The sequence below is a fragment of the Dysosmobacter sp. HCP28S3_G4 genome (assembly GCF_052065175.1).
Lineage (GTDB): Bacteria > Bacillota > Clostridia > Oscillospirales > Oscillospiraceae > Oscillibacter.
In genome coordinates this window covers 72317-96736 of record NZ_JBQHUP010000002.1, presented here as the reverse complement: position 1 = coordinate 96736, position 24420 = coordinate 72317, and the positions used below count along the sequence as shown (strand labels likewise).

The window sequence follows — 24420 nt, the reverse complement described above, 5'->3', positions numbered from 1 at the left end:
TCCTGTCCGTGCCTTCATAACCTGAAATGTAAGGATAAAAGTTGATTTTTAATCAAAAGTGAAGAGCCTCAGTCTATAACCTTCTGGTTGTCGGCTGAGGCTCTTTTTTCTTGGAAAATGTTTATGAGATATAGGATGTAAAGAAGACTCAATGGTCATTCAAACTGGAAAGGCTGTCAAAGAACCTTTTTAGTTTATCGAGGCTGTTTGTTTTATTCTTTATGGGGAGGGATTCCCATACAATGTCGTGATATTTGGCAGGAGGGTCATCTCGAAGTCGTGGGTCAATGATACATACGATTCCTGTATCGCTAAAATTACGGATCAGTCTGCCTATCCCTTGTTTGAGTTTAATTATCATTTCAGGAACACGGACATCCATCAAAGCGTCCTTAGCAATGGATGCTTTGTATTCTATAATCGGATCAGGTACAGGAAATGGAAGGCGGAAAATCACGACATTAGAGAGACTTTTGCCTTCAATGCTTATGCCTTCCCAGTAAGCGCCTGTCCCGAGCAGAACAGAGTTGGTATCTTCTCTAAATTCATTAAGAATTTTATCTTGTGATGAACCGGGTTGCTGCATTAGGACCTTGTAAGGCAAGTTTAGTTTACTGAGGATGGTATAAACTTCCTCCATATCTGTTTTCGCAGTAAACAATACAAGAGCCTTCCCACCTGAAATTTCGAGAACTTCAAGCAAGCGTTGTACGCCTTGTTCGATAAAAGCTTCATGTTCCTGAGTGGGATGGGGCAGATCGTCACAATAATAAATCATGGAATGCTCATCGTATGGATAGGGAGAAGGCTTCGGTTCGGATAAGCAACCGCGTTCATCCGTCGGAAATCCTGTATTACCGATAAAATAGGAGTATTGATCTACTAATTCTCCATTACTTGCATTGGTCATGGTTGCGGAGGTCAAGATTACTCTTTCTTTCCCGCTGAAATACAGTCGATCGGTAATTTGGCTGATATTCTTTGGGCAATAAACAAGCTCTGCATTTTTCCCTTTTCGCTCAATCCAGAGAAGATTGCTATCAATTTGTTCGATCATTTCTGCAAGGCTTTCGCTTAGGCTGTCCAATTCGTCCGATGCAGCAGTTGTTCGACTGCTGTAATCAAAGCTGGTGTAAATCTGAATGCTGAGAGCAACACTTTTAATGCTTTCTATCATCGCTTTAAGAAGGGCTATGGAGTTTTCACCACCATCAAAGAAAAACCGATCCGCGTATCTCATATCTTGCCGCGAATGGTCGATCTGTTCCTGCATCTGTGCTTTAAGGCGGTCAAAAAACACGCTAATTGACTTCTTCGCGTCCTCGACATCTCCATAGATGTTCTGCCTATCAGCCGCCTTGACTTCATTGGTTGCGCTTTTAATAAGTCCTAATAGCATTCCTTGATTGATGCGTTTTGTGGTGGCGCTTCGCACTTTATCATCTAAGTTGTGTGCTTCATCCACAACAATAAGATCGGCCTCACGGTTAATAAGGCCATCCTGCCAGCCTCGTATTTGTTGAAGATGTGCAGTCAGGAAGTCCTGGTTGCACAGGATAATTCCATCGGTATATTTTATTTTCGAGCGAATGGCATGATAAAGGCATTTCTTTTCACAGCCACTACAATTTCGCATACTGAACCGTTGTACATTGACTTTATCCCAGATATTCTGCGGTAAAGTTTGTGAAAACTGCTTTCTATCCTGAAATCCACTTTCAAGACCGATTTGCAGTTCATCAGGAATTACTGCATCCGCTGTATTTATGTGCTCATCAGCCCGCTTATGACAGAGATAATGAGTTTGTCCTTTTGCAAGGATAACTTCCGGTTGTAGATTGAGAAGCTTCATCACAATGTGAATATCATCCCAAAGCTGTTCTTGTAGCGCGATAGTTGATGTAGCCACAATAACGGGCTTTTTCATTCTCTTGTTATACAGCAAGACCGGTACCAAGTACCCAAATGATTTTCCGATTCCGACTCCGGCTTCTACCGCAAAATGCTGATCATGAATAAGGGCATCCACAATCTCAAAAGACATATCCTGTTGGCCTTCTCGCATCTCAAAACCGTTGGCCGGTGCAATATCCCAAAAGAATGAAGTGACTTTTTCGCCGATTGCTGTTAGGTCAGACTTTCTTTTTTTCTTTTGCTCTTCGGGTGTGTTAAATCCGAAATAATAGCTCATGCTCATCCTCATTTCGTGCGCTTTTTACTATCTCATCACAGTTATATGGCTCGCTGAAAAAACGGAAGAAAGTTCATCTACCGTTCAGTTACTCGACGCCTAGCGCTTTGAATACTGCGTCCTCGGCGCTCTGATAGAAGATGAGATTGAAGCATCCGATCAACTCTGAGGGGACAGTGCCAAGGTCTGAGGCTGATGTAATGGGCAGTAATACTTTCTTTGCCCCGCTGTCGAGGCAAACTTGTAGGGCGTTTGCAAGCTCATCCACCTTGATCATCGTACCGGCGATGCTGATTTCTCCCAGTACAGCCAAGCTGCTGACAGTGGGCTTGTTCAGGGCAATGGAAGCCAGTGCGATCAGCGTCGGAAGGGCAAGCTTACTGGTCATGCCGATGCCTTGCAAATCCTGATAATTGACGATATAGTCCTTTGTCGTGGTGCTGATCGTCCCGCTAATGTGTCCGGCATTTGCTTTGAGGAAGTTGAAAGCAGTATTTGTAGCCTCTCTTGCCTCGCGTTCGGAACCAATACCCGTGCGCTCAAACTTGCCGTTACCGGGAAGCATCTGAGATTCCAGCCGGAACACGCCAATCATGCCGGATTTTCCCTGCGAAACTGTATAGACCTGACCGGGATTGCACATTCCTTCTGGGATCAGCTTACCGCCGCCTTGCTCAGGAACGGATACATAGTATTCCTCAAAACTGTCCTTGTCGATGTAGGAGAAATTCACATCATAGAACTCCATGCCTCCCAGCTTTTTCAGCTGTTCCTTGACGCGGCGGCGCATCTCAAGGGCAAGCTTCAAAATCTCTTCCAGTTGCTCTTTGGAAAACTCTCCATCCGGGTAAACAAGCTTCAAAAGTCCACCGACCATCTTCCGAACCGCTATGGTATCACGCTGGTTTAGGTTGGTGCCTAAACGGAAATATTTGTCCAGCGCATCTCCATACTGCTCTTTGCGCAGCTCCCGGATGAACTCCGCCAAATAATCAGTAATGAAGCCATAGTCATCAGTGAAATGCTCCGGGCGGAATTTCGGTATCTCCCAACCGGGCAGATAACAGTGAATCCGGTCAAGGAAAGCTGTATCGGTACCCATCTCAGGCGGGAAGGGATCAAAGAGGCTGGATGTTTTAAGAAGCACATCCACGCTCTGATTGATATTGCCCACGAAGACCATTGACGCGCTTGCGGCTTTTTCCTCTTTTCCGCGAGCGAAGGACCCGGATGCCATGTAGTCCTTCATGATCTGGATGCCGTCCTTATCTTTGAATCGGATACCGGCAACCTCGTCAAAGGCAACACAATCCCAAAGACCGACAAGGCCAACGGTTTTGCGCCCCATGTTATAAAACAGATTGGCTACCGTTGTCTGACCGCCGGAAACGAGAATGCTGTTCGGGGAAATCTCTTTGTAAAGATGGGATTTACCGGTGCTACGCGGCCCCAGCTCACAGAGGTTGAAATTGTTCTCCACAAGCGGGATCATGCGGATCAGGAGCAGCCATTTTTCGCGGTAAGTCAGGGTGTCCGGCTCCATGCCGATGGAGCGCAGCAGCACATCCATCCATTCATCCTGCGTGAATGCTTTGCGCCCCTGTTTCAGTTCTTCAATGTCCACATGAGGCATTTGGATTGGCGTGAGCTTTCGGATGCTGATTGGCGTTCCGTTCCGATCTTCCTCCATGTACTCATAGTCCAGTTGCACGATGCACCAGATGCCGCCGCAGAGCAGACGGTCAAATTTGGCGGGATATTCTTCGTCTATGGGGATATTCTTGAGTCCAAGGTTGGAGAACTCTGCTTCATAGAAATCCCGCTTGATGTTCAAGTTCACTGTGATTTTATCAATCACGGTGTAGCTGCCACGCTGACGAAGCACAGAGAGAATCTTCTGCGCCTCATCGGGGCGGACGAAATTATCCGCAAGAATGCGTTTTACATTCTCTACGCCCTCTTCAATAATATCAGGGTCATCCGAGCTGCAATACTGTCCCAGCAGGAACTCAAGGACATAGACAGGCACATTTGCGCCTTCCTTGATTTTCTTGGTCAAATCCTTGCGCACAATCTTTCCATCGAAATTTTGCCGCAATTTCGATTTGATGACAGCTCTTCTATCCTCATTTTCTGACATATCAACCATTTGAATCGCCTCCTGTCACTTAGGGTCCCCTTAAAAGCCGAAGCCATAGTCATCGGCAAATGCCATGTCCATGATGACAGGATGCCGGAACACCTCAAGCCCTGTTGCATCATCGTATATCACAAAGAAATACTGTTTGTCTTTGTCGTACTTCTTGTCTTTGAACTGGAATTTCATGCGAAAGATGCGTTTGGCAGCATCTTGTTCCCGGCTGTCCGCGATGCAGCTATTCTCATTGGAAATCCGCTCGTTATCATCGGAGATAAAGAACAACCGATAAGAAGCAGCCTTGACCACATCGCTGATCGGCTCAGACTGAATGAAATCCAGTATGGTGATCTTATTTGTGATTTTTCGCACCATGCTTACCAGCGCAATTCCCGCGCTCCGCGTCTCCATGTGACCTCGTTCCATCTTGAGGCCAAGGACAGGCACAAGCATTTCCTGCGGGGATGAGCCGCCATGTACATAGTTCTGCCCGCCGCCAGCCACTTTGAATACATCGTCGCTGATAGGATAGGACACCCATTTGGTATCATCGTTGCGAAGAACTTTGCTCATTTCCATGCTGGCGATGCCATCTCTTGCAACGGGTTCCTGTGCGACCACAAAACGCCGGTTGATAAAGGAAGTCTTGCCCTTGATTCCCTCGATCTTATCGCTCTCCGCGATTTTATCCCGTTTGTAGATAAAGCCGTGATCGGCAGTGACGATAAACCGGTATGTATTTGCACTGGTAGAGATGCGGCGGATCAGGTCGGTGATTTCCGCAATCGCCTCCTGACAGGCGACAAAGACTTCATCCTCGGTATTCGGCTTGTCTCCACGAGCATCGATCTGATTGTGGTACACATACACGACCTGTTTGCCGGTGAAGATGCTGCGCAGCTCGGCGACCTTGAGCGACTTGATGTTGTCAAACTGGACACAAGTGCTGTCCTTGCTGTACTTATGCAAAACTGCTTCACGCTCGGCAAGATTGTCGCAAGGCATACCATCGATCAGCACCTTGAAATCGTCCGTCATCGTCAGCTCTGCGTGTGGAAGCAGCGCTGCCATGCCGAGACGGGTATAGGATGGCAAAACACTGAGTTGGACTTCCAGCTTCGCTGTACATTTTGGGTCATCCTGCATCCGGCGGAACAGTTCCTTGCCCACCTCATAGCGCATGGCATCCGAGATGATGACCACCGTGCGTTCCTTGGCATTCTTCAAATTGCGGGCATAGAAATCTCGCTGCAAGGGCAGTGCCATAAATGCGTCCGGTTCCTGAATAGCAGCATTCCACTTGGGAAGCAGCGTTTCCAGATACTCGTTGGTATAGATGTTTTCCACCAAATCGCGCAGCGGCTCGAAAGCTGCCGTTTCTTCGAGCTGATCGTAAGCGGAATAGAAGCGGCGATATTCGTAGTCCAGCCGGAAGTCCTTCTCCTGATATTGGCGCAGAATCTCTTTGAAGCTGTCCGGGCAACGGTAATTTCCAGCCTGAATGATCTGATAGGCGCTGTCAAGCATCTGATAGCAGCCTCCGGTCTTTTCCCCAAAGTGCATTTTGCTCCGCTTCTCGCAGATTTGCGGGATGGTCAGGCTATCCAGTGTCGCCCCCACATCCTCAGCCAAAAGCCGCTTCACAATCCATTTTGTGAGGGTCTGGTCAACGGCAAGGAAGGTATCGCAGTTCACTAAGTCATCCGGCGAATAATCAGAGAAAGCCTTCTGGACATTCAAGCCGGAGGCCACATGAGCGGAAAGCTCATCATAGCGCCCACGGTAAAGGATATTGTTCATCAGGTTATCCATAAAGGCAATGATATTCCCGGCCTTATAGGAGAGGAACACCTTCCACGGCTTCGGAAGCTCGCCTCCTATATATTTAGCTGTGTAGGTGACAAACATGGTCACCACCAGCTTTTCCAGTGTCGGCTTGACATCGGTATAGCCGAAATGCTGCTCGCAGAGCTTCCAGAAATCATCCAGTAGGCCGTATTTATCTACCTCAGACAGGAACTTGTTATCTGCAAGCTCGCCGTCTGTCAGCATAACCCGGATCACTTCTTCAAAGGAACAAGTACGGGTGCGGCAAATGGCAGAGAGAAGCCCCGTGATGATGTTCTCTTCGTTGAAGTTCTCTATCTCAAGGTCATAGAAGCGCTGCGTCCGTTCTTTGTTGGCAAAGAACTTGATGTGCTTTTCGATGATGGGCTTGTATTTCTCGTCAATCCCCAAATCTACCGAGAGCAGTGAGGCGCGGTCTGCAAAGAAACGCTTTGAGTAGAGCAGCGTGTCTTCCAGATGGTTGTCCCGCACATCCGGCTTCGGAAAGGGGGCATAGATGAGGTAGTTTGTGGTGGTGTCCTGCCGTTCCAGAAAAAGCTTGGTGGCAAACTGATTGTCCGGCTGCAAGAAGTAGACCTTGGCATTATCAAGATCTACATTCTGCATATCCTCCACAAACTCGCCGTTATCGTCGTACCAAAAGACGAGTTTACGGGTATCGCCGGTAAACTCAGCATTCAGCCGGTCTATGATTTGTTTGATATTCATTTCTGCCATGCCGCTTTACTCCTTCTGGTCTATGACTACCCAAGACCCGCTCCGGTTGGAGCCTTTGCGTTTGATCTTGCCAGCTTTTTGAAGGCTGTTCATGAGCCTCTTCACAGTGGCGAGGGAAACTCCCAGCATCTCTACAACATCCTTCTGCGTCGCTTTCGGATTGGTTCGGAGAATGCGCAGAATCGCTTCTTCATTGGTATCATTGGATTCAACTTTGGTGTCATTGGTATCATCGGTGTCACGCTCTTTGGGATCAATGACACCATTCTGATCGGTAGCCGCGTCTTTCCGATACAGGTTGATACGGAAATCGCTGCCCATGTCTATCAGCTCCGGCTCACGAAGACCGTATTCCTTTGCTTCTCGGAACATTTTCGGGATGCCGCTGCCCCATGCCTCCACGATGTTCATGTAGGAAAAGGCGGCTGCAATGCCACGGTTGCGGATCTTCGAGAGGCCGGATTTCATTTTTTCAATGGTGATCTCACTGTCCAGCATACCGGGGGAGGTGACCTCCAGCCGGTCATCAAAGAGCGCCACCTGGATTTTCCCCGGCGTCAGGTAGCTGCGATGGCAGACTGCATTCGAGATCATCTCACGGATTGTTTTGACGGGCAGTTCATAATAATCCTGCCTTCCAATCCCTTCAATGCGTGAGCCGAGGTCGATGTGCTGCAACACGAAGTTGTAGGCATCCTCGATCTGCTCATAGATCGCACCGGTAAATTCTTTACGGGTAATGAAAATATCCCGGACAGTCCCCTTGAATACCGCGCACTGGATGGCGGCATCGGGGAACTCAGCCGTGTCGCCGTTCAGCAGCAAATACCCATTGGTAGGGTGATAGACTCCATCGTGCTCCACCAGCAATTTCCATGAAAGTAACTGGTTCTTGCCTACTTTCTGGATCTGCTCCCGCGCCGTGTCTGTCTCGGCCAGCTTGAGGGCGTGTTGGTACATCTTTTCACAGAAGGCCGCAATCTCTTCCTCAGAAACAGTCTGTTCCCGCTCCATCTGGTCAAAGGAGCGGTTTGTCCCTTCCATGATAAGCTCCTGCACACGGTAGCGCTCCGCATGGCGGGTCGTGCCAGCTACACGGATATAGGTGCCTTCCATGATGCCCTGACTCTTGATATAGTAGGGGCGCTGCATACCGGGGATAATTTCAACAACGATGATTGCCCTCCCGTCGATTTCCTGCACCGCGATGTTCGGGGTGATCTTGGGTTCGCAGCTATCGAAAATGGCGTTGGTGATTGCGTCCATCTTCTGAAAGACTTCCTCTTTGGAAAAGCCGGTGACAGCCCATGTGCCATTCTCCACACCGAAGACCAGCTTGCCGCCCTTGCCGTTGGCAAAGGCAACCACGGTCTTCATGTATTTCTCGCTTTTGGCAGGGATCTCGCTCTTGAACTCGATATTCTCAGATTCGCCGGCGAAAATCTCTTCTGCGGTCATCTCGACCACCTCCTTGATCGTTAAATTTGAAATGAATCAAAACGGGAGCCAATCTCGCAGCTCTTTCAAGCCTTTATATGCTCTCATAGCTGCTGAATGCTCATCGAGATATTCCAGCCCTTTTACCGTTAGGGTCACTCCATCAAGGAAGGCCATAAGGATAGGATTTCCTTGACCGCCTCTTGAAAATCGAGCGCCCTTTATCAAGCCTTCATCTTGGCAAGCATCAATTATTTCCCAAAATTCTCTGTTGGTAATGCCATAATCGGCAGCACTCGGCATATTTCCATCGTTAATTTCGCGCATGAAACTCAGCATTACTTTTAATTTGTTAATTGCCATATCAACACCTCATATTTTTGCCAGAACGGAGTATTTCTTCCCGTCGCTGGCGGTCTGGATTTTTTCGTAGTTGACCTTCACGCCATCATCCAAGTCCAGCTCGATGCGGCTCAGGGCGAGGTGGGCGATCATCTCGTCGTAGTCGCGGCACTCCTTGAGCTGCTTTTGGAGCTTTTCCTTGCGCTTGGTGGAAGCGGCAACCTCACGGGCGTTGGTGCTGTGGTCAATCATGTCCTGCATCCGGGTGATTTCGGATTCATAGACGCGCTGCATCTTGTGGAGGTAATCCACGCGGAGGTTGCCGATGGTGTCCGGTGTGTAGCGGTGGAGGTAGATCAGCGCCTTGAAGCCGTTCTGCTTGCCGCTGTCGAACAGCCAGTAGATCGGGCGCTTCTGGTAGGTTTTGCAGTGGTCTTTGAAGAAATCCTTGAGGAAGTAGTTGCGGATGATCTCCCGGCTGCTGTTGCCCTTGCCGCCCAGAGCCCCGGCGATGAAGTCCAGATTTTCTTCTAGCGTGTCGGCTCCGTAGACGGCTTTCAGCCAGTCGCACAGGCGGGAGATAATGTCATCTTCCAGATACTCTTCGTCGGTGATGGGCAGGATGCCGTCTCGATCCGGCATGAAGGTTTTGTACTTATCTGCATCCCAGTCCCCACCGGCATAGGCCAGCCCGTCTACATCCAATGAGTAGCGCCCAAACATACAGCCCACGGCATAGGAGAGCAGGGACACGATCTCGTCCCGCTTGGTGCGGACAAAGCTGCTGCCCTGCATGGATTCCGGCACATCGTCTTTGGTGTCAAAGACGCGGTGGACGGTCACATCCTTGTCCGCCACTTCCGGGGGCAGCTCGTCCTGCAAACCGTAGATGTCAATAAAGATGCAGTTCAGTTCTTCCTCGTTGGTTTTAAGCTGCAAAAAGCGTTGTTCGCACTCGGTTTTCCATGCGGTGAAAGCATCTGCAAGACGGGTAACTGGGCGCAGAAGCGGATGCCGCTGGAAGTCCCATGAGGTTTCATAGGAATCCCAGTCATTTTTCCCGTATTCGCAATTATCTTGAGATACTTTCTTTATTATACTAAGATCTGAAATTGTAGGTTGTTTGAAGGGAACTGCACCAACACTATCTATTGGGTAGTTGACCGTTGGATTAACCATAATTATAAATTTATTAAATACTTTGCTATTCATATATGCAAGCAATTCCCATTGATAGTCATTCATACAATATATAACATTTGAGGCTATATCAGGGAGAACATCTCTCGGCAAATATCTACAACTAAAATTATTTGTTCCCACCATAGGCCAGACCATGCCTGAAAAGAAGTATTTAGTCTTATCTCGCAATCTATATGTAGCCTTACTTATTGACTTGCGAATATTTGCCGCATTATTTTCTAAATCAACTACATTTTCAATAGCGCCATACCACCTATGAAATCCTCCACCTTGACTGTATTTGAACCATTTATATTGCCCGGATTCCAAATCAGCTAAATCTGCATTTCGATATGCAAACTTTTTCACCGAAACTTCATACCACAATCTCACAAATGTATTATTACTTCCTGTTTTTATCCCGCAGTCAAGTGTAGCATAATTACCTATATTCTGTTGAGCAAACCAGCGGCTATACTTTTCAGTGCAGGAGTATGAAAAAATCATTCCAGGAAGTTTTTCAAATGTACTTGACGAGCATTCATACCTATCCGTTTTTTCTGAGAGAAACAGAGCTTCTTTGTCATCGGAAGTGGTCAAATTGATGCAAGTTGCTTTTAGCGATTTAGTTTGTTTTTTAGAAAATACTGCCGTAGCTGTTCCAAAGCCAGAGTCGAAGGCCTTAGTCCCTAAATCAAGCAAATTATTCAAAGTTAGAGTGTTTAACAGCTGGTTGCGTAACCCTTCCTGTGTGGAAAGGAACATCCAAGACTGTGGGGCGATATATGCAATATATCCGTTGGATGATACAAATGTAATCATTCTTTTAATGCAGACCGAAAACAGGTCGTTCTTTACATCTGCATATTTTATTTTAAGGTACTGCGTGAGTATATCAGACATACCTCCGCTTCCTATATACGGCGGGTTTGCTGATGTTAAGCAAAGACTAAAAAAATATGAGGCTTCCAAAGCCACTTTGTGGTGCTTAACCGAGCAATGGTTTCCTCATATGAGCCCAATTTCTCAAATCTAATTATAGCACAGCGCGGTGCCCAAAACAATCTGGATACCGCGCTGCGCCTTATTTTCAGCCATTCTTCATATCTTCGATGGCTCTTGCAATCTCATCGGAGAAGCGATAGATGATCTCCACCCTCATGCCGCTGTACACATTCACGCGGTCGATAAAGAACAGGAGCATTTCATTAGTGAGCTCGCTGGCTGAGAGAACATCTTGTACCTTATTGACGGCATCCTCCATATCCTTATTCTTGCTCCGAGTAAGGGATAAAAGCTCCTTTTCCAGCTTATCTTTTTCCTCGGTCAGTGTATCTGCTTCAGCATAAAGCTTGTCACGTTCTGCCAGATACAACTCCCGATCCAGATAGCCATCAGCATACCGCTCATAAGCTCCGGTTCGCTTCAAAGAAATCTGCTTCATGCGTTTTTCAATCTGTTCCAGCCGGAATCTGATGTTTTCCTCTGTGCCTTCGCTGGCAGCTGCTGCCGCATACAGGCGATCATCTGCATCTACCAGCAGACGGAGCTTTTCAAGCAGGTCGTTTTTCACGATGCGCTCCAGGTCAGCCTCAATGAACCGTTCGCCCACCGGGCAGGCAGTCTCTCTGTTGGAAACAGACTTGAGACAGGTATAGTAAACCACCGGGGAGTGTTTCTGCCGCTGCATGGTGCGTCCGCAGGCCCCGCAGTGAACCAGACTGCGCAGCAGATACTGATCAGGGCTCCGATCATACCCCTTGCGGATTTTGCGGAACACCTTCTGCGCTTCTTCATACTCGCTTTCGCTGACAATGGCTTCATGGCAGTCCGGAATGATCTGCCATTCGGATTCATCCGTCCAAACCGTCCGGGGATTGTCCAGCCCCTTCCAGTGGCGCTGATTCATGACCATCACACCGGTATACTCCCGGCGCTTCAGAATCTCCCGCACATTGCTGACCGTCCAGCAGGCTTCCTTAGAAGAAGTGCGGAACTTTTTGCTGTCAGGATTCATCCGCATATAATAGGCCGACGGCGTTTCCAACTTGTAATCGTTCAGAACAACGGCAATTTCTGCCGGCGTTTTTCCCTCCAGCGCAAGGTCAAAGATTTTCCGCACCACAGGCGCGGTATCCGGATTGGGAATAATCTTCCGCTTCACATCCGGGTCTTTCATGTATCCGTATGGGGCTTGAGAAGCCACGAACTCTCCTTTGCTCTTTCTGGTACTCATGACGGTTTTGATCTTCTGGGACAGGTCGCGGCTGTAATAGGAATAGACGATGTACTTCATGACCACTTCCATGCCGGCAGTGGAGCCCTTGTAATCATCGCTGTCATACCCGTCGTTGACGGCAATGAAGCGAACGCCCAGGAACGGAAAGATACGCTCCAGATAGTCGCCGATCTCCACATAGTCGCGGAAAAAGCGGCTGAAATCTTTGCAAATAACCACATTGGCCTCGCCGTTTTTCAGGCTTTCAATCATCCGCTCAAAGGACGGACGGTTGCCGTTGGTGCCGGAGTAGCCGTCATCGATAAACTCAACCACTTCATAGCCGTCAAACTCCCGGCGGGCGCGGATAAACCGATACAGCAGCGTGCGCTGATTGGCGATGCTCTCGCTCTCAGTCTTGAATTTCAGGTCATCGTCGGCATCCGACAGGCGGATGTACAGGTACAGTTTCTTCACCGGGCTTCGCCTCCTTCCAATTCGTGATAAGCCGCTTCCAGCGCGTCCCGTTCCTCCTGAAAGCGGAATATGATCTCCAGCCGGTGCTGGGCATAACCGGTTTTATATACGTTGATGTGGTCAATCATGGCCTGGGCGATTTCCGGCGTCAGCTTCCGTGCCTTGCGGATATTCCGGATGTTCACAAGCCACTTGTTCTCATCAGAAAGCATCCGGTTCAGCCTGGCCAGCTCCACCGACAGCTGATTGAGGCGGGAACTCTGCTCCTGATACGCGGTGTCAAAGCGGGTTTTCAGCTCGATATAGTCTCCGGCAGAGAGAATACCGTCCACATAGTCATTGTAGAGCTGCTCCCGTTTGTTCTGATAACCGGACAGCTGGTTGCTGACTTCCAGCATTTCCTGCTGAAGCTCGGTCTGACGCTTTGTCTGAATGCCGCTGTCCTTCAGCCGCCCGGCCACTTCCTCAAAATCCGCGAACAGGGCAAACTGCGTCTGGATTGCGTTCCAGACAATCGGCGCGAGCTTTTTCTCAGAGATGCCAACGGCAACATCGCAGCGGCCATACTGCTTGTTCCGGCAGCTGTACCGACCTTCCTTTTTCTCGCCGTGACGACTGTAACCGAGATTGGAGCCGCAGTGTCCGCACCGGACGATTCCGCGTTTGAAGATCTGCGGATGCTTTTCGCGGTAATTCCGGCTGGCTTCCAGCTTGGCCTCATTCTCACGGCGGCCTGCTTCCAGGATTTCTCTGACCTGATAGAAGTCGCCCCGGCTGACCAGCGCTTCGTGCATATCCGGCAGGATACGCCACTTGCTCTCATCCGGCTCATAGTGATAATCCGGCTGACCCAGATAAAGCGCCGTCGGCATTCGTCCAAAGACAAGATCGCCCATATAGGTCGGGTTCATCAATATCTGCTTGATGACCTGCTGTGTCCAGCGGCAGTCGGAGTAGCACGCCCGCTTGGTCTGTCCGCGCAGATAGCGAAGCTTACCGGGAGAAGGAATTCCTTCTTCATTCAGCTGGCGCATGATGGGGCGCGCTCCGGTGCCGCTGAGAAACTGTGCGTAGATTCTCTTGACAATCGGCGCAGTCTCCGGATCGGGTTCAAACCGGTACTCCTGTGTGGTCGATTTCCGGTATCCGTAGGGAATCATGCTGGGAATGTGTTCGCCGGCCAGCTGCTTGGCATGAACCGCCAGCGACACCTTCTTGGACTGGTCTCTGGAATAGAAGCTGTTGATCAAGTTCTTCAGCGGAATCAGCAGGCTGCTGGCGGAGCCGTCTGTTTCAAAGCTGTCATAACGGTCAACCACCGAGATGAACCGCACGCCCATGGCCGGGAAGATGTTCTCCAGCAGGTTGCCAGCCTCGATATAATCACGGGAGAAGCGGCTGAAATCCTTGATGACCAGCGCCTTGATTTTTCCCTCCCGAATGTCGGAGAGCAGTCTCTGAAACTCCGGGCGGTCCGTATTGGTTCCAGTCCAGCCGTTGTCCACATAGGTATCCGCCAGATGAAGGTACGGGTGCTCCGATACATAATCCCGGCAGATTTCAATCTGTCCCTCGATGGAATCGCCGTCGTCGTTCTTTTTGCTGTTTTCAACCGAGAGTCGGGCGTAGATGGCCGTCTCCCAGACGGACGGCAGCATGGCGCTGACTGGTTCCTGCGCCTGCTCCGGCTGTAAATACTGTCTTTTCTTTCTTGCCATTATGCGTTCCTCCTCTCAGGTATTGTTACGCCTTCCTCGGCCGGAAGGACATCCTCGAACCGTTCTATATACTGCAATGCGTTTTCCAGCTCATCTCTGTAACGGAAACACACTTCAATGCGTTTGCCGTCATAGATCAGTATTTTCTCAATCAGGTGAACGATGCACTCCCTGTCCAGCTCCGTCAGATGCCGGTACTTTTTGAACTGTTCAATCCACTCGATGTTCCCGGAGCTGTTCTCCATGGCCTGACTGCGCTCATCCTTCAGCTTTCCGAGCTGGCGCTGCCTGTCCGCAATCCTGCGGTCATAGCCCGCATGGAACTCCTTGTATTCCTCGCGGCTGATCACGCCGTCCGCCATATCCGAATACAGGTTGATTTTCAAATCCTGATACCGCTTGATTTCATTTTCCAGCGCCGTCATCTGGGCGTCATAGTTGATGATGCGCCGCTCCTGCTCCGGCAGCGATGCAATGTAATCCAGCACCTGTTCCACCTGAGCGATCAGTTCAATATGGTCGTTGACCACCCGGAGCACAATGGCCTTCAGCTTGTCCTCGCTGAATGTATGCGGAGAACAGCCCTTGCCCGCTTTGTTAGTGGAACAGACCAGATAATGATACTTTTTCCCGCCGCTGGGGACGGTCTTTCGCACCATAGTGTGTTTGCAGTCGCCGCAGAACACGAAGCCTGAAAACAGATGAACCTTTTCCTGCTTCGGCGCTGTGCGGACATCCCGCAGCATCAGATTCTGAACGGTGTCAAAATCCGAGCGGCAGATAATTGGCTCATGATTGTTCTCGATGACGATCCACTCGTCCCGGTCATATTCCACGCGCTTTTTGATTTTGTGGTTCGGAGTGCCGGATTTGTGCTGGATCAGCGTTCCGATATAGATTTCATTGGACAGGATTCGCTTCACCAGCATGGGGCTCCACTCTGCCTGTTCGTTGCTGCGGAATCCGCAGGAGTAATTGAAGCCCTGCGCCTGTTTGTATTCCATGGGGCTCAGGACGCCCATGCTGTTGAGCCGGTCGGCAATGGCGGAATTGCACAGTCCCTGTATGCGGAGCCGGAAGATCAGCTCCACCGTGCGGGCGGCTTCTTCATCCACCACCAGCCTGTTTCTGTTTGCCTCATCCTTGCGGTAGCCATAGGGTGCAAAGGCTCCGATGAAGTCGCCCATCTTGCGCTTGATGTCCAGCTGAGAGCGAATTTTGACGGATATGTCACGGCAGTAGGCGTCGTTGATCAGGTTCTTGAACGGTACGATCAGCGCATCGGACTGCGCCTTTTCGCCGCAGGAATCGTAGTTGTCATTGATGGCAATGAACCGCACGCCCATGAACGGAAAAATTTTTTCCAGATACCGTCCTGCATCGATGTAGTTTCTGGCAAACCGGCTGAGGTCTTTGCAGATCACACAGTCGATTTTCTTGGCCTTGATGTCCTCCATCATCTGCTTGAAGCCCGGACGTTCAAAGTTGACGCCGGAATAGCCGTCATCCGCATACTCCTTAACGATCACAAATTCCGGATGCCTGCGCACATAATCCCGGATGATTTCTTTCTGGCTCGTTATGGAATTGCTCTCCGCCTTGTCGCCGTCATCGCGGGAAAGACGGGTATATTCTGCTGCGTTCCAGATTCTGTCTGGCATTTTTATCACCTCCGCTATCATTGTATTGAAATCATCCGGGACAGTCGATGATGTCGATATTTGTTTCATCCCTTGCTGACCTGACTGCGGGCATAGCCTTCCAGCCGGTCATCAATCGTTTCGCGGGTGTTCATAAACCCGATCTTGACGACAACACCGTCGTCAACGTAGCAGTAGGGATTGCCTATCTGCTTCAGGTAGGACACAATGCGTTTTTCTCTCGGCTGACGGCTGTCGATGCGCACATCCCGGCGGTCATGAAGCGTTGCCGGGTCAACCGTCCGGATGTCCACTTTTCTCATTTCATCCAGTGTCATGGTCTGCTCCTTTCCGCACTCATCGTGAGTGCATGCATATTACAAATAAAGCGCCAGGCTCACCGCAAGGCACTTACAGAATTCCGGGCTGTACAGGATATTGCTGTCCACCCGTCCCATGTATCTGATGATCCGGCGCTTATCCAGCGTTTTCAGCTGCTCCAGAATCACCATGGAAGGCCGGCTCAGCCCGCGTACCTGTTCCAGCAGGAAATGTGTCGGCTGATTCGGCTTTTTATCAATGTTGGAGGTGAGCGGCGCGGCAATCAGCGTGGGGCTGAAGAAGTTGCCCGTGTTGTTCTGAAGAATCAATACCGGGCGGATACCGCCGATCTCTGCGCCCACGACCGGATCGAGATTCGCCAGATAGACATCTCCGCGCCGGTACTCCCAGTTTTTCCGCAATGGCTTCACCTCCCAAATCTTAAATTCTATATACTGCCTCCCATTCGTCCACGACCCCCGGAGGCGGGGAACTCACCAGGCGGCAGTCTGCGAAGCTGCCTCATAGGATTCTAACCTCCCCGCCTTCATTGTGGCCGGGCCGCGAATTACGGAAGTATCATTATCCCTTGTGCGTTTCATCGCCTTATCCGTTGCAGCCGGATATTTCTGATTGGTCCGGAATCGCTCACCGCCTTGCTTTCCGTAATCACCCGGATCGGGCAGGCGTGTCATGGCGCACCATCATGCAGCTGGAGAATCTCTCCCGCACAGGAACGTACCTGATGAATGTGTATGAAATTTTCAAGGTTCAGTAAGCAGAGCGCGAATCGTATTTATCAGACAGACTCATTTGCTCCTCTCACCCTTTAGCCGGTGGGAAGGCTTGTTTTCGGACAGGCTCAAAAAGAATTTTTGATTTTTTCTTTCAGGCGTGTCCAGCGCCGGTGCGCGGTGTTTTCGGATAACCCAACCTCCAGAGAAATCTCGGAAAATGATTTTCCCTGAGATCTTCTCAGCGCAATCAGAACGGTGATTGGGTCGGTTTCAGAAAGCAGGCTGAACAGCGCGGGGCTGTCGATACCGTCCAGAAAATCCGAAACGGTTTTCACATCCGGTTTCTCCTCATCTGCCGCAAGCTGTTCGAGGTAATCGCCGCCATCCGCATGATGTTCGTAATACCGCCGGTCGGAATTGAAAGCTTCCCAATCGTAAGTACGGAGCTGCGCAATCCTGTCCTCGCTGACGCCAAGCTCACGCAGCTGTTTTTCTTCGGCCTCTTTCCAGAGTCGCCATTTTCTTTCTTCACTGGCCTTGTTGTATGCCATTGTCTTATCCTCCGAATTTCTGAATTTTGTTTGGAATTCAGAAACCGGAGGCGGAGAACGGCAGCGCGTTCTGCGCTTTTGGGCATAAAAAATAGAGAGGTTTTTGTCTGCCGGAACAAAAGCCTCTCTATGATGAAATTGTGCCGGAGACATAAGAAAACCCCCGTAAGTTGTCATTTAGCTTTTGCGCTAAAAGGCTAACTTACGGGGGTTCCTCAGCTGTGCAGCTGAAGTGTCACGGCTGTTCGTTCTATTCTATTTTACTGCTGGATTGTGCGCCCTCTGTGTTTTGGAAAAAATCGGGTGTTTTCTCTGTGCGCCGGATGTGTTACACGCCGAACAGCTCCTCATATCGAATCAGGCTGTTCTTTTTCAGATGTTCTGTCACCACATCGATTTCCTCCTGTGTCATATCGTCTTTGAGGCGGAAATATTCCTTCTTCGCCATATCGGCACCGGACAGACTGTATGTTGCCATGATGAGCCAGTAACAGATCAGGCCGTTGCCCGGGAACAGCTCATGCGCCCTAACAGCGTACTCCATGACGCCCGCATAGTCTTTCTGCTTTGCCAGCTCGCGCATCAGGGCATCTGCGGCCTTGATATAGCGAACCTCATACTGACTGACAATATCATTCAGCCACAGCTGGTCTCTGCCGCACATGAAAACCGGGCCTTTGTAAAGCTCTACCGCCTTGCGGAGCTCCTCAATTCTTTCAGCGCTTCCGGATGCCGTCTCGGCTGCTTTCAGGTGAAGGTCAAACTGCTCGATATCGGTCGTAATCTTCAGAGTCGGATTTCGCCTGTACCCGCTGCCTTCGCGGATAATCAGTCTTGCGGATTGTCCGGTGCGCTTTGCATACATATTGGAAAACCGATATATACTGCCGCGGATCGCATTCGTATTGCCGTCAAAATCTTCTCCGGGGTTCAGGTGCTCAAAGATTTCTCTCGGCGAGTGGGCGCGTTCCGGCTTCAGCAACAGATAGGCCACAAGCTGAATGGTTTTCGGTGCATTGATGATCTGCTCGGTCAGCGTACCGCCTGCCGTGCGGATTTCCAGGTCGCGGAAGAAACTGATATAGACGTCATAGGTCGGCTCCATCGGGTTCATGGCCTCGATGATCTTCTCACGTTCCATGACATTCTGCTGGGCAAGCGCGCGGTGAAGGACATAGGCGAAGATGTACAGCGCTTCCGGCCGCTCCAGATATCTCGACGGATTGCGGATGACAAGAAAGCCGGTCGGTGCCGGAGAGAACGGGGATGCCAGGATGGCTCTTGCATCCAGGCGTTCATACAATGCAAATTCTGCCGGATTGGATTCCATGATTTCAGTTGTATCCGTGAGAACAATAGGCATGGCGCTGTGCATGGATTCCAGCCAGCGCGGCATGACCTCGGCATCCTCCAGTCCGCTCAGTCTGTAAAGCGTTCTGTCGGTTGCACCTCCCGCGCGGAACCAGCAGACCGGCCTCCACAGGCAGGTATCCATATCGATGTCCATGACGCCGGCCCAGTCCCCGCCATAGAACTCACATACCGTTTTCAATGTGACATCAATGATCTCCTTCGGATCATCGGTCTCATGCAGTGTGCTCTCAAGAACGGTTTCAACACGATCCTTTTCCACACAGTACAGCAGGTATTCATCATCATACTGCGCCAGTTTCTCCGGAATCCGGCGCGCCCTTCCATTTTTCTTAAATAAGCCTGCCATGATATCCCTCTCCTTTCTCGGACCAACAGCAGATACATTTCCCAAACGAAAAAAAGCACAGTCCGCCAGTGTATGATACCGGCAGTCTGTGCTGCAATGATTCTATATCAGCTATCCCAAGGATGAGGTCAGGTGTTCTGTTTCAAAAGGTTATCGAATTGTGTCGGTGCGCTCAGCAATGTTGCAGGCTCTATTTCCAACGCATCGGCGATGTTATAGAACACCTCAAGCGAAAAGGATTTGGCTATACCCGCAGCCTCGATTGAACTGATAAGAGAACGACTGACTGACGCACGTTCTGCCAGCTGCTCCTGGGACAGGCCGCGATACTTTCTGAACGTTGAAATGGTTATGCCCAGCTGAATGAGTCTGTCCCGATTCTTGAGGCTCATTTCCTTGTCCATGTTCACGCACCTGCCTTTCGTCTTATCTTGTATATATATTTTACCGCGAATAGGCGTATTTTTCTGCACCTGTACATGAGCGTATGCTCACAATTAAGAACATACGTCCTTAAAAGCATACGAATTATCTTTATTTCACGCATTTTTTCACTCTCCAAGTCAATTTGCATACAATTTCTATTGTTTCTGCAATGACCGGAGGCGACCGGCAGGGAGTGCGTTTATGTTGCATGGAGTATGCGTTCGGCATCAGGCCGCAGGTATGCGGGCAAAAAAATAGCACAGCCACCGTAGCAGTGACTGTGCAGGGTAAGTCCTTTGAATGTATCAGGTGTGTGGAATTGTGATTTTTTCGATTGCTGTTTCGCTGCCATCAACGGTCATCATGGCGAATGTAATCTCCTGATCGAACCGGCGCTTGCCGCAGCTTCCCGGGTTCAGCCAGAGGACGCCATCCACCATTTGCTCGGCGTATTTATGAGAATGACCGTAGATCACCACATCCGCGTCGTACAGATCTTTTGCCACAAATTTCTTGTTATGCACCACAAAGAATCTGCTTTTCTCAATCTGAAAGGTCAGGCTTTCCGGTATGTTCTCTGCCCATTCTTTATCGTTATTGCCGCGAACAACGTAGACCGGCGCGATTTCCTTCAGTCGGTCAATGATTTCCGGCTTGTTGATGTCGCCACCGTGAATGATTACATCGCAGCCGGCGATTCTGTCCAGTACTTCCGGGCGAAGCAGGCCGTGCGTATCCGAAAGAATTGCTATTTTTGTTGCCATCTGCTCAACCTCCCGGCAGTGATTATTATTCTGCTATCAGGTAAATCTGCTTATCATCAAAACAGATTTCAGCAGTGTGATTGTAAATCAGAATCAGATCCCGCATTTTCTCTGTAAACACACCGGTTCCCGGATTGCTGATTTCCGCAAATGCTTTTACAACATTCCGCTCCATGCCGACAGCATTGTTTTTCAGTCGCTCGCCACTATCCTGCAGGAATTCATCAACCTGTCCGTCCTTGATTTTCGGAATACTGCCAATCAATCTGCCCACGGCATTACTGGCGCTTCCGATTCCCTTCAATAGATTTGCCTCAAGTGCAGAATTCCCCAGTCTTTCCAGGTATTCAGAACACTTGCCATACAGATCACGGTATGTCATGGAGAGCGATTCGATTTCTTCCTTGATTCCGGTGATATACTCTTCCTTGAAGTTACCGCTCAGCATGATTTCCAGAAGAGAAGACAGTGAGAATGTGTACAGAGATAGCCGATAATACTTGAATTTCTTCAACAGGTCTTTCAATGTGGATTTCACTTTCATCTGAGCGACGACCAGTTGTTTGGAATTCAGCACTTCCGTGACCTGTTTCTGATAGGACAGCATGTTTTTCCGGGCAGTTCTCTGCAAATCCAGAACCATCTTGTGATTGCTCTGAAGATAGTGCTCGTTGTCCCAGTTGTATTTGAATTTACTGATCATGCTGACCAGCGTCTCGACATCTGCTTCAATCTCTGATTCTTTCTCAACCTCAAGGAAGGTGAGAATCTGCTTCTGCATTTCTTCAATGCTGTCAAGTTTCTGCTCAATGGAGAACAGCGCAACCGCCATCAGCATTGTGGCAGGGTCAATCGGCACCGTGGCTGTGCTTGTTGCAGTCAGCGGCCCGGCAGACTGAAACTGCGCCATTTTGGATGTACCATCGGCGCACTTGAGCGCACCCCAGGAGTTTCCGTTCCGTGCAACTTTCAGCGCATCTCCAACCCCGGCATTTGCCAGATAATATAGCCCCTGTGTGTTCACCGTTGTTGTCTGCGTCACGGTATGTAACGCAGGAATCAGCGAAGATACACCTGCCCCCAAAGTCGCAAGCTGTGCGATAGGCATACTGAATGAAGCCTTCGCTGGAAGCTCTGAGCGTGTATCCATCAGGATGCCATTTGTGACCTCAATCAGATCTGCCTGATGCGGAATGACTTCATGCCCTTCCGAAGGGCTTTCCGTGCCATCTATTCGCGTAATTTCTCCCATAGTATAATCCTCCCATTGTGCTTTTACTGAGCCGATGATATTCGCCTCATAAGAGCGTATGTTTTTTTCGCGAACCAGCTTTGAAGATGCCTACCGTTTTGGGGTACGCTTCGGTTCATTTTTCCGGGAGCTCGTCAGCTGATAGCTGAATTCAATCAGTTCTTTGATCTCATCATCAGCCGCCGGCCCGCACAGCAGTATCGAAACCCATTTTTCCTTGTTCATATGGTACGCAGGATAGAATCCCGGCTGCATCCGGAGCATACCAATAATGGTCGGATCACATTTCACGTTCAGGACATCAACCACACCGGTTCCGTCCATACCCAGCTTAGACCGGTCAACTTCAATAATGACACCATACCACTTGTTGTTATCTGTGTGGCGCAGGACAGCATTCCAGTCGTTCCACGGATAATCCGGTTCCGTACCATACTGGCGGCGACACCAAGAAAAAACATCCTGTCGAGTCATTATAGGTTCATCCCTTTGAAATATCTGCATCACATAGTTACAATAACAACTATTCATGGGCAGCGTAGTCTTCACTGTTGAACAAAGTGATTGATACTGGAATTACACCATTTCAATCGCATCTCTTAGCATTGTTTGATACTCTTTACGAATCTTCGATGGACTTTCGATCTTAATCTTGCCACCCCATCCGAAGACCCATCTGTAAAATGTCGGGGATGGATATATCTGAACTTTAGCCCGAAAATGCTCATCGTCCACCGGTTTGGTATCGACATCAATTCCAAATTGGTCAATTACATGCATCATCAGATTACTATTACATAATAGGGAAACTTCAACAATCTCATCAGTTCCGTACATTCTAAACACTTCTCTTGAATACTTAGAAGGATCAAAGTCTTCCGGAATCGGGACAATATCATCCGGCAGTATTTCTGGGCAGGCATTAATTCTATCCACGCGAAACGCATTCACTTCCTGTCTGCCATCGTAAAACCCGACAACATAGTAGTAATCACCATTCCAGATCATCGTGTACGGGCTAATGATATACGGCTTTCCATCGTGTCGCAACACCCTGTTTTTATTAACATCGTACTCAAAGTACTGAAATGATATTTTCTTTCCAGCATGAATAGCTTTACTGATGGATTCGACGATAACATAATTACCTGAGTCTGGTACTTTGACCTTATTGGCAAAATAAATATTTTCCCTTAGTCTATCGGCATTATAGTCGCTGGTAAGTGTAAGGAGTTTATCAATCAGTTCATTCGTTTTATCTTCCGGAATAAAGTGCGATGCCTGAACGGCATCAATCATCAGCTTTAGCTCTGGAATATCAAATGTACGATCATCTAAGTAATAGTATTTATCCTGAGCTCTTTGTTGGTTAACTTTTATACCGCATGAATTTAAGATTTCCACATAATTCTGAACAGATACTCTGTGAATCTGTATGTGATACTTTTCATCCATGATTTTCAAAATTTGCTGTGTTGTCAAAGGGTGCTCACTATCAGAATAATGACGTAATATCTGATACAAGTATAGAACCCTTGCATGTAGTTCATCTTTTTTCATGGTTGTGTCTCCATTTTTTGAAATATGCGGTTCAATACCTGTCATTGTTACTTGATTTTCAAAATATCTACAATAGCCTTTGCTATTTCAACTGCATCGGATTCTTCGTTGTCTCGTCCAAAAGAAATGCGGATAGTGCCATGCGCATATTCTTCCGGTACCCGAATCGCCTGTATCACATGAGATACCTGGGTATTAACTGAGTCACATGCGGAACCTGTAGAAATAGCAATACTTTTAAGATCAAGTCTGTGAAGTAGCATTTCTCCGCTTGCATTGCGAATAGACACATTTACATTGCCCGGAATATGATTCGCGCTGCCATTACGAATAAAATCAATTCCCGACAATTTGAGCACATCTAAGAATTTATCCTCAAGTTGGTGGAGCTTATTCTGCGTCTGATCCATATGGTCGCAGTTCTTCTTTAATGCTGCTGCCATGCCAACAATGGAAGCAATATTTTCTGTACCGGCTCTCATGCCATGTTCCTGTGCCCCACCGTCAGCATACGGATAAATTTTTGTCCCGGACTTAATATAGATAAATCCAATGCCTTTAGGCCCGTTAAACTTATGCGCCGAAGCTGACAGCATATCTACGCCGAGTTCCTTTACATTTATTGCAATATGTCCCACGGCCTGCACTGCATCTGTATGGAATACGGCACCGTGGCTATGAGCAACTTTAGCAAGCTCAGAAATCGGTTCTATGGTGCCTATTTCGTTATTTACAAGCATCACAGACACAAGTCTCGTTTCATCTGTGATAAATGATGACAGAATATCTGGAGATACAATTCCTTCATTGTCCACGGGAAGATATGCAACCGGATACCCGAGCCGTTCTATGGACTCGCAGGCGTGTAGTATCGCATGATGCTCAATCTGGCTGGTAATAGTTGCTCGCCGGTCATCATATCGAGGCATACCTTTGATAGCCCAGTTATCGCTCTCGGTGCCGCCGGAGGTAAAATAAATTTCCTCCGGCTGAGCGCCGATACAGCTTGCAATCGTTGTTCTCGCTTCGGAAAGAGCCTTCCTGGGTTTACGGGCAAAAGTATATGGCTGTGAAGCATTACCGTATTCATCCTGCAGCCATGGCAACATCTCATTCAAAGCATCGCTATCCAGTTTCGTTGTTGCTGCATTATCAGCATAAATAAAACGCTTCACTATTTCA

At 48.9% G+C, this 24420-nt stretch carries 19 protein-coding genes; all 19 read right to left on the bottom strand.

What is annotated here, in order from left to right; all coding sequences use genetic code 11:
• Positions 1–148: 148 nt before the first annotated feature.
• Positions 149–2191 carry an ATP-dependent DNA helicase gene (locus tag ACTNBU_RS01260; protein ID WP_441029931.1) on the bottom strand — a complete coding sequence of 681 codons (2043 nt, stop codon included), beginning with the start codon at positions 2189–2191 and terminating at the stop codon, positions 149–151.
• An 88-nt stretch (positions 2192–2279) separates the two neighbouring features.
• Positions 2280–4340, bottom strand: coding sequence for a protease Lon-related BREX system protein BrxL (gene brxL / locus ACTNBU_RS01255; protein WP_441029929.1), 2061 nt, complete (start codon positions 4338–4340; stop codon positions 2280–2282).
• 30 nt (positions 4341–4370) lie between these two features.
• Complete coding sequence (gene pglZ, locus ACTNBU_RS01250) at positions 4371–6893, bottom strand: BREX-1 system phosphatase PglZ type A (protein WP_441029928.1); 2523 nt, start codon at positions 6891–6893, stop codon at positions 4371–4373.
• A 6-nt stretch (positions 6894–6899) separates the two neighbouring features.
• Positions 6900–8351 carry an RNA-binding domain-containing protein gene (locus tag ACTNBU_RS01245; RefSeq protein WP_441029926.1) on the bottom strand — a complete coding sequence of 484 codons (1452 nt, stop codon included), beginning with the start codon at positions 8349–8351 and terminating at the stop codon, positions 6900–6902.
• A 36-nt stretch (positions 8352–8387) separates the two neighbouring features.
• Positions 8388–8693, bottom strand: a complete 306-nt coding sequence (locus tag ACTNBU_RS01240; RefSeq protein WP_072849725.1) for a YjcQ family protein — start codon at positions 8691–8693, stop codon at positions 8388–8390.
• Positions 8694–8702: 9 nt separating this feature from the next.
• Positions 8703–10757: a BREX-1 system adenine-specific DNA-methyltransferase PglX gene (gene pglX, locus ACTNBU_RS01235; RefSeq protein ID WP_441029923.1), complete on the bottom strand. Its 2055-nt coding sequence runs from the start codon at positions 10755–10757 to the stop codon at positions 8703–8705.
• Between the two features lie 187 nt (positions 10758–10944).
• Positions 10945–12549: a recombinase family protein gene (locus tag ACTNBU_RS01230; RefSeq protein WP_441029921.1), complete on the bottom strand. Its 1605-nt coding sequence runs from the start codon at positions 12547–12549 to the stop codon at positions 10945–10947.
• A complete protein-coding gene (locus ACTNBU_RS01225; RefSeq protein ID WP_441029919.1) occupies positions 12546–14267 on the bottom strand; it encodes a recombinase family protein in 1722 nt (573 codons plus the stop codon). Before ACTNBU_RS01225 ends, ACTNBU_RS01230 begins: the two co-directional genes overlap by 4 nt.
• A complete protein-coding gene (locus tag ACTNBU_RS01220) occupies positions 14267–15928 on the bottom strand; it encodes a recombinase family protein (protein WP_273581486.1) in 1662 nt (553 codons plus the stop codon). The genes ACTNBU_RS01225 and ACTNBU_RS01220 overlap by 1 nt, the downstream gene beginning before the upstream one ends.
• A gap of 65 nt (positions 15929–15993) precedes the next feature.
• Complete coding sequence (locus tag ACTNBU_RS01215; protein WP_273581487.1) at positions 15994–16245, bottom strand: DUF6870 family protein; 252 nt, start codon at positions 16243–16245, stop codon at positions 15994–15996.
• Positions 16246–16284: 39 nt separating this feature from the next.
• Positions 16285–16659, bottom strand: a complete 375-nt coding sequence (locus ACTNBU_RS01210; protein ID WP_417281237.1) for a type II toxin-antitoxin system PemK/MazF family toxin — start codon at positions 16657–16659, stop codon at positions 16285–16287.
• Positions 16660–17090: 431 nt separating this feature from the next.
• Positions 17091–17516 carry an AsnC family protein gene (locus ACTNBU_RS01205; protein ID WP_441029916.1) on the bottom strand — a complete coding sequence of 142 codons (426 nt, stop codon included), beginning with the start codon at positions 17514–17516 and terminating at the stop codon, positions 17091–17093.
• A 328-nt stretch (positions 17517–17844) separates the two neighbouring features.
• Positions 17845–19236 (bottom strand): bacterial transcriptional activator domain-containing protein, encoded by a 1392-nt coding sequence (locus tag ACTNBU_RS01200; RefSeq protein ID WP_441029914.1) that lies wholly within the window; start codon positions 19234–19236, stop codon positions 17845–17847.
• Between the two features lie 128 nt (positions 19237–19364).
• A complete protein-coding gene (locus ACTNBU_RS01195; protein ID WP_117445232.1) occupies positions 19365–19640 on the bottom strand; it encodes a helix-turn-helix domain-containing protein in 276 nt (91 codons plus the stop codon).
• A gap of 327 nt (positions 19641–19967) precedes the next feature.
• Positions 19968–20426, bottom strand: coding sequence for a metallophosphoesterase family protein (locus tag ACTNBU_RS01190; protein ID WP_441029911.1), 459 nt, complete (start codon positions 20424–20426; stop codon positions 19968–19970).
• 25 nt (positions 20427–20451) lie between these two features.
• Complete coding sequence (locus tag ACTNBU_RS01185) at positions 20452–21678, bottom strand: hypothetical protein (protein WP_441029909.1); 1227 nt, start codon at positions 21676–21678, stop codon at positions 20452–20454.
• A gap of 90 nt (positions 21679–21768) precedes the next feature.
• Positions 21769–22152, bottom strand: a complete 384-nt coding sequence (locus tag ACTNBU_RS01180) for an MmcQ/YjbR family DNA-binding protein (protein ID WP_441029907.1) — start codon at positions 22150–22152, stop codon at positions 21769–21771.
• 102 nt (positions 22153–22254) lie between these two features.
• A complete protein-coding gene (locus ACTNBU_RS01175) occupies positions 22255–23238 on the bottom strand; it encodes a helix-turn-helix transcriptional regulator (RefSeq protein ID WP_441029905.1) in 984 nt (327 codons plus the stop codon).
• 47 nt (positions 23239–23285) lie between these two features.
• Entirely contained in the window at positions 23286–24413 is a 1128-nt protein-coding gene (locus ACTNBU_RS01170; protein ID WP_441029903.1) for a cysteine desulfurase family protein, read from the bottom strand.
• Positions 24414–24420: the final 7 nt, after the last annotated feature.